This window comes from Chitinophaga sp., from assembly GCF_036566945.1.
Lineage (GTDB): Bacteria > Bacteroidota > Bacteroidia > Chitinophagales > Chitinophagaceae > Chitinophaga.
This window is the reverse complement of the sequence record NZ_DATCVJ010000367.1, coordinates 1-6,872: the sequence shown is the minus strand read 5'-3', so window position 1 is coordinate 6,872 and position 6,872 is coordinate 1. Positions and strand designations below refer to the sequence as shown.

Sequence of the window (6,872 nt, the reverse complement as noted above, 5' to 3'; positions counted from 1 at the left end):
GAAGGAGTATCCTCTATTGAAAGTTTCCGCACCGGGCAGCCCAGTATGTTTACGCTGGAAACGCTATTCCCGTCGAAGTTGCTTAAAATAGCAAAGGATGATTTTGCGGTGATCGTAAACAGTGTGCCCGGATTTAAAGCGGAAATGGAAGAAGCTATTTTTCAACGTTTCCTGCATTATAGTAAATTGTTTGTTTCCCATATCAGAGATACCCCGCAGGAAAGATATGAGGCGTTGTTGAAGGAACAGCCACATTTATTACAGCGGGTGCCGCTCCAATATATAGCGTCCTACCTGGGTATTACAGCAGTGTCTCTCAGTCGTATCCGGAATAAGCTCCAACGATAATTTCTTAACAATTGTAAAGAGATGCTGTTTTTTGCAGGCAGACCTTTGTCTTACAAAAAACAGATATCCTTATGAATGGAGCAATAGTAGATCAGGCAGGACAGGTTCCTCAATATAAATTTTTCCCGGATCCTATACCCGGCAGTAATGAACTGTTGGTAAAAGTAAGTGCCGCAGCCATACATCCTATTGTAAAGGCGATTGTGGCGGGGCAGCATTATTCCGGTGGTAGTGAGCAGCCTTTTGTGGCGGGTGTGGATGGTACCGGGGTACTGGAAGATGGTACCCGTGTGTATTTCGGCGGTTTGCGCAAGCCATACGGCACCATGGCAGATTATGGGGTGGTGGATAAAAAGTGGTGTATTCCTTTACCGGATGGCATTAGTGATAGTATGGCGGCAGCTATTTTTAATCCGGCGATGTCTTCCTGGCTGGCATTAAATTACCGTGGGCAATTACAACCCGGCGAAACGGTGCTGATCCTGGGTGCTACCGGAGCAGCCGGTAAGCTGGCGGTACAAATCGCCAAAGCGCTGGGGGCCGGAAAGGTCATCGCTGCCGGCCGTAACAAAGCCGTTTTAGCGCAGTTGCCGGCATTAGGTGCTGATGAGTGTATTGCATTGGATCAATCGCCGGAAGCCCTTCTAAAGGCTTTTGCGGCGCAGTCGTACGATGTGGTGATTGATTACCTCTGGGGCGAGCCTGTGAGTACACTGATTACCGCTATCACCGGTAAGGAGCTGATGAAAGAAGGGCCGCGTACCCGCCTGGTACAGGTAGGGGCCATGGCCGGCAGTAACATCTCTCTTCCGGCGGAAGCCCTGCGTAGTTCCCGCCTGGAAATACTGGGAAGCGGTGGTGGCAGCATTGCCCCGGAAGCTATCTTTAAATCGTTTCCCGAGATCATGAAATGTGCCGCTGCGGGCAAGCTGCAGATAGACCTGGTGGAAATGCCCCTCGGGGAAGTAGCGGCTGCCTGGAACCTGGAAACCGCCAACGGTAGCAGGATTGTATTACTACCCTGAGCAAAACCGGTAAACAACTTACCATGACCGCCTGTCATTAAGCAGTTGAAGGGCTGGGAGCGTTTTTATACATTCGGGCAAAACCAACCAACCATTAAACGAATGAAAAGAATTCTCTTCAGCTGCCTGGCAACAGTAGCAGTTTCCGGTGCATTTGCGCAAAAGAAGGCCACCATTACAGGTAAAGTACCTGATGCCTTTAATAATGAATACATCTTTCTCTTAAAATCATCCGGCAATGGATATAAGCCATTAGATTCCGCATTAGTGGAGAAAGGTGCTTTTAAGCTGACTTACGAAATAACTGACACCGCTGAGGCGATGTTGAGTATTCGTTTGAAAGATGAGAAAAAGAGTAGCGGTAATCGTGCTTTATTTATCACGCCTACCGACAAGATGAAACTCACCCAGAAAAAAGTTGATGGATTTAATCTGCTGCAGGACGCTGAAATAAAAGGCTCTCCTTTTACCAAACAATTGGATGAATTGAATGCTACGTTTGCTTCCCAAACGAAGAGCATGGATTCTATGCGTGCTATTGCACAGCGTATGATGATGTCCGAACAAAAGGATACTACCGGTTACTACAGTCTGACGATGGCCTTCAGAAAACTGATGGCGGAGCAGGAATCTTTGCAGGAACAATTTATGCTGGCGCATCCGGATTATTATGTGAGTCTTGTTACGCTGCGTAAAAAAATGGGTGGCCGCGTGATGGATATAGAAGGTACACAAAAACTGTTTGATAAATTTCCGCTGGCACTGCGTCAATCCACTTTAGGGTTGAAAGCAGCAGCTATACTGAAAGCATCGGCCACCCTGGCAATGAACCAGGTGGCACCAGATTTTTCTGCCGCTACACCGGATGGTAAAACCATGAAATTGTCTGATCTGCGTGGTAAATATGTACTGCTCGATTTCTGGGCCAGCTGGTGTGGTCCGTGCCGGGCTGAAAATCCTAACGTAGTAAAAGCATACAATCGTTTCAAGGATAAGAACTTTGATATCTTAGGCGTATCGCTGGATAGAACCGGTGATGAAGCTAAATGGACAGCCGCTATTGAAAAGGATGGTCTTACCTGGCATCATGTAAGCGACCTGAAATGGTGGAATAGTGATGTGGCTAAACTTTACATGATCAATTCTATTCCGCAGAATTTTCTGCTGGACCCGCAGGGTCGCATTATTGCGATGAATTTGCGTGGTGAAGCACTGGAAGCAGCGCTGGAGAAAGTAATACATTAAGTTTTTTTGAATCATATTTTTCCATTTCCGGCATGGTATATGCATAGAATAATATCGAAATTTTTATTCGGTGAAATGGATGACAATGGACCACCCGTCCCGGTTTCCCGGGACGGGTTTTTTTATGTGATTTATTTTGTTACTTTTAATACGTGTTACACTGACATTTAATTGATTCCACGTATGAGATATATCCACCGATTGCTATTTGCGGCCTCTGTATTGCTGAGCGCCTGTCATTCCAACCAGCCCAAAGTACCTGCGGCGCCACTAACGGAAGCGCAGCTACGATTACCGGAAAATGCTGTCAGCGGCCTGAAGACCAGGGAAGGACTGGAAACAACCCTATTCGCCAGTGAGCCGGCTATCATGAATCCCACTAATATGGACATTGATGAAAAAGGGAGGGTGTGGATTACGGAGGCATACAACTACCGGAATCAACTCAACCCCGGCCATCCTTACAAAGCGGCAGGCGACCGGATCATGATCCTGGAAGACCTCGATGGGGACGGTAAAGCCGACACCGCCAAAGTTTTTTACCAGGATACCTGCATTAATGCCGCATTGGGTATTTGTGTACTCGGCAATAAAGTCATTGTATCCTGCAGCCCTAACGTGTTCATCTTCACAGATACCGATGGTGACGATAAAGCCGATAAAAAGGAACTCCTGTTCCGTGGTATTGGCGGCATACAGCACGACCATGCTATTCACGCGTTTACGTTTGGACCGGATGGAAAGCTGTATTTCAACTTTGGTAATGCCGGGGATAGTATACTTGATAAGAATGGAAACGTAATAAAAGATGCGGATGGTAACCTGATCGCCAACAAAGGCAAGCCTTACCGGCAAGGCATGATCTTCCGCTGTAATATAGACGGTAGTGGCCTGGAAGTGATGGCGCATAATTTCCGCAATAACTATGAAGTAGCCGTAGACGCGTTTGGTAACATGTGGCAGAGTGATAATGATGATGATGGCAACCGGGGCGTTCGGATCAATTATATTCTCGAACATGGCAACTATGGATATACGGATGAGATGACCGGCGCGGGCTGGTCATCCCGCCGTATGAATATGGAAGATTCTATTCCTTACCGGCACTGGCATCTCAATGATCCGGGTGTGGTGCCTAACTTATTACAAACAGGTTCGGGATCACCTACAGGCATGGTGGTATACGAAGGCTCGCTGCTGCCGGAAGTATTCCGCAACCAGATGATCCATGGAGAACCGGGGCATAATGTAGTAAGAGCTTACCCCGCTAAAAAGAACGGTGCCGGCTATACGGCAACGATAGAAAATATACTGGAGAGTGCTACGGATCAATGGTTCCGTCCTGCTGATGTTTGCATTGCGCCGGATGGTTCCCTGTTTGTAGCCGATTGGTACGACCCCGGCGTAGGTGGCCACCAGGTGGGTGACCTGGACCGTGGCCGTGTATTTCGTGTAGCCCCTGCCGGTAGTGCGTATAAAATTAAACCACCAGTCATCAGTGATGCTGGCAGTGCGGTGGAAGCATTGAAAAGTCCCAACGGCAGCACCCGATACCTGGCGTGGACAAAGCTCCATAGTATGGGGGCCACAGCAGAAAAGGAATTACAATCCATGTACAACGGCAGTAATTCCCGTTACCGGGCGCGTGCGCTCTGGCTGCTGAGCAAGCTGCCTAACGGTGCCGGCTATATTAAAACAGCCTTACAGGATAAAGACGAAGATATCCGTATCACAGCGATAAGGGCAGCCAAAGAAAGTGGCGTTAGCTATGGTAATATGCTGGTAACAGATACTTCGGCCGCGGTGCGCCGGCAGGCATTGCTGGCCATGTACCATAGCCATGAAGCAGATATGCCCGCCAACTGGGCCCTGCTGGCAGCACAATACAATGGAAAAGACCGCTGGTACCTGGAAGCCCTGGGCATTGCCGCAGATGGTAACTGGAAAGCGTGTTTCGACGCATGGCGGCAGCTACCACCCAATACCCGCTATCCGTCTGCCGATCAGGACATCATCTGGCGGGCCAGAACTCCGGCCGCATTACCTTTATTGGCCGCGCTGATCCAGGAGCCAGAGAATGATATCCGGCAGGATAAAAAATATTTCCGCGCATTCGATTTTTATCCGGTGGCAGAAAGTACGCCGGTATTATTAAGTCTGCTGAAAGATGATCCCAAACAACGTTGGATCAGTGCACTGGCCCTGATGCAGCTGGATGCGGCGGCCCTTCCTAAAACGCCGGCTATGACGGCCTTGTTGCACAACAGTCTGGGCGTAGTCAAAGGGGAAATGGAATACGTAGACCTCGTACTCAAGTATCACCTCCGCGATCAGAATGAAACATTACTCCAAATGGTACTCGATACCCAACGGGATGATCTGCAGGGCTATAGCATGAAAACATTGTTGCAGTGTGGCGGACAGGCGCTGGTGATCAGGACCCTGAAAAAATCTGATTCTGCCAGTGCAGCTACGCTGGTAACCGCACTGGGTAAGGCGCAGGATCGTACCAACCGCGAGCTGTTGTCGGCGCTGATGCGTAACAACGTATATTCTTTACCGTTAAGACAGCTTGCTACCCGCAACCTGGGCCACGGTTGGGATGGGTACGCCGATTTGTGGAACATGGTGGCCAATAAATCATTGCCGGCCGATCTGGATACCGTAGCAAAGGCGGTGCTCACACATGCATGGCGACAGGATATCAAAGCCAAAGCCGTAGCTTATTATGAGCCAGCCACCGTACACCACGACCTATTGCCCGTAGATCAGTTGGTGGCTATGAAGGGAGAGGTCTCCGGAGGAAAAAAAATATTTAACAGTTATTGTGCCACCTGCCATGTGGCAGGTAACGCGGGGGTAAACTTTGGTCCGGCATTGTCTGAAATAGGCAGCAAGCTGACCAAAAGCGCTATCTATGATGCCATTATCCACCCCGATGGCGGCATTAGCTTTGGCTTTGAAGGATACTTCTTTAAACTAACGGATGGCTCGCAGGTATTGGGGTATGTAGCCGGCGAAACCAAAGAGGAAGTAGATGTACGCACCGCTGGCGGACAAGGTGTAAAGCTGAAAAAGAATACCATCGTTTCCAGAAAAGCATATGAGCATTCACTGATGCCTACCGGTTTAGCTACGGCCATGTCGCAGCAGGAACTGGTAGACCTGGTAGAATATCTTTCCTCGCTGAAAAAATAGTGGCTACCGTTCCAGTATGGCGGTGACACCCATTCCGCCGGCGGTACAGATAGATACCAGTGCACGTCCGCTGCCGCGTTGCTGCAGGATTTTAGCCGTTTGTGCCAATATCCGGGTACCGGTGGCGGCAAAGGGATGCCCAATGGCAACGCTGCCACCTTTGGTATTCAGCTTACTGCGGTCTATGCTGCCCAACGGAACATCCCAACCCAGCTTTTTACAGTAGGCGGCATCTTCCCAGGCTTTGAGGGTGCAGAGTACTTGTCCGCAAAAAGCTTCATGGATTTCATACACATCGAAGTCCTGCAGCTTTAAGTGATTGCGCTTAAGCATGCGGGCTACGGCATAGGTGGGCGCCATCAACAGTCCTTCCTCGTTTACATAATCTACTGCGGCGGTTTCGGCATCTACCAGGTGGGCCATTACCGGCCAGTTTTGTTGCTGTGCATATTCTTCCGAAGCCAGTAGCAAGGCAGAAGCCCCATCGGTATAGAGGGTGCTGTTGCCGGCCGTGAGCGTGCCGTTGCCACTGAAATCAAATGCAGGCTTCAGCGCGGCGAGTTTTTCCGGCGTAGTATCTCCGCGTATAATCGTATCTTTTTTTACGCCTTTGTATTCAATGATAAGATCCTGGAAGAAGCCTTCTGCGTAAGCTTTGGCAGCATTCATATGACTCTGGTAGGCCAGTGCGTCCTGCGCTTCCCGGCTAATGCCCCATTCCTTCACCATTTTTTCTGTATGCTGTCCCATAGACATACCGGTTCTGGGTTCTACGATAGATGGATATACAGGGGTGAGGTCTTCGAATCGAATGGAAGCCAGTACTTTCAGTCGCTCGCTCAGCGTTTTGGCGCTGCGCAGTGCTACCAGTTTCCAGGCCAGCTGTTGCTGGAAGAGCAGGGGGATATCGCTGTTGGTATCGCTGCCTCCACTGATGCCGGTATCTATTTGTCCGCAGGCGATGCGCAGCCCCAGTTGTATGGTGGCATCCAGACTGGTGCCGCAGGCCCTTTGCAAATTATAGGCGGGGGTATGTGGGTCCAGTGCCGTGCCTAA

Annotated in this window: 5 protein-coding genes; 4 read left to right on the top strand and 1 reads right to left on the bottom strand. The window is 49.6% G+C overall.

The window, feature by feature from the left end; genetic code table 11:
• From VIP81_RS10815 to VIP81_RS10800, 4 genes are all read left to right on the top strand, one after another.
• Positions 1 to 348 (top strand): Crp/Fnr family transcriptional regulator (locus VIP81_RS10815; RefSeq protein WP_414649332.1); only part of this gene is annotated, 348 nt, incomplete at its 5' end.
• 71 nt (positions 349 to 419) lie between these two features.
• Positions 420 to 1,373: a zinc-binding alcohol dehydrogenase family protein gene (locus VIP81_RS10810; RefSeq protein WP_331959763.1), complete on the top strand. Its 954-nt coding sequence runs from the start codon at positions 420 to 422 to the stop codon at positions 1,371 to 1,373.
• Between the two features lie 102 nt (positions 1,374 to 1,475).
• Positions 1,476 to 2,618 (top strand): TlpA disulfide reductase family protein, encoded by a 1,143-nt coding sequence (locus tag VIP81_RS10805; RefSeq protein WP_331959760.1) that lies wholly within the window; start codon positions 1,476 to 1,478, stop codon positions 2,616 to 2,618.
• A 183-nt stretch (positions 2,619 to 2,801) separates the two neighbouring features.
• On the top strand, positions 2,802 to 5,816 hold the full coding sequence (locus VIP81_RS10800; protein WP_331959757.1) for a PVC-type heme-binding CxxCH protein: 3,015 nt from the start codon (positions 2,802 to 2,804) through the stop codon (positions 5,814 to 5,816).
• Between the two features lie 3 nt (positions 5,817 to 5,819).
• On the opposite strand, the gene VIP81_RS10795 is transcribed toward VIP81_RS10800, so the two are convergent.
• Positions 5,820 to 6,872: acetyl-CoA C-acetyltransferase (locus VIP81_RS10795; RefSeq protein ID WP_331959754.1), on the bottom strand; the 1,053-nt coding region annotated here is incomplete at its 5' end.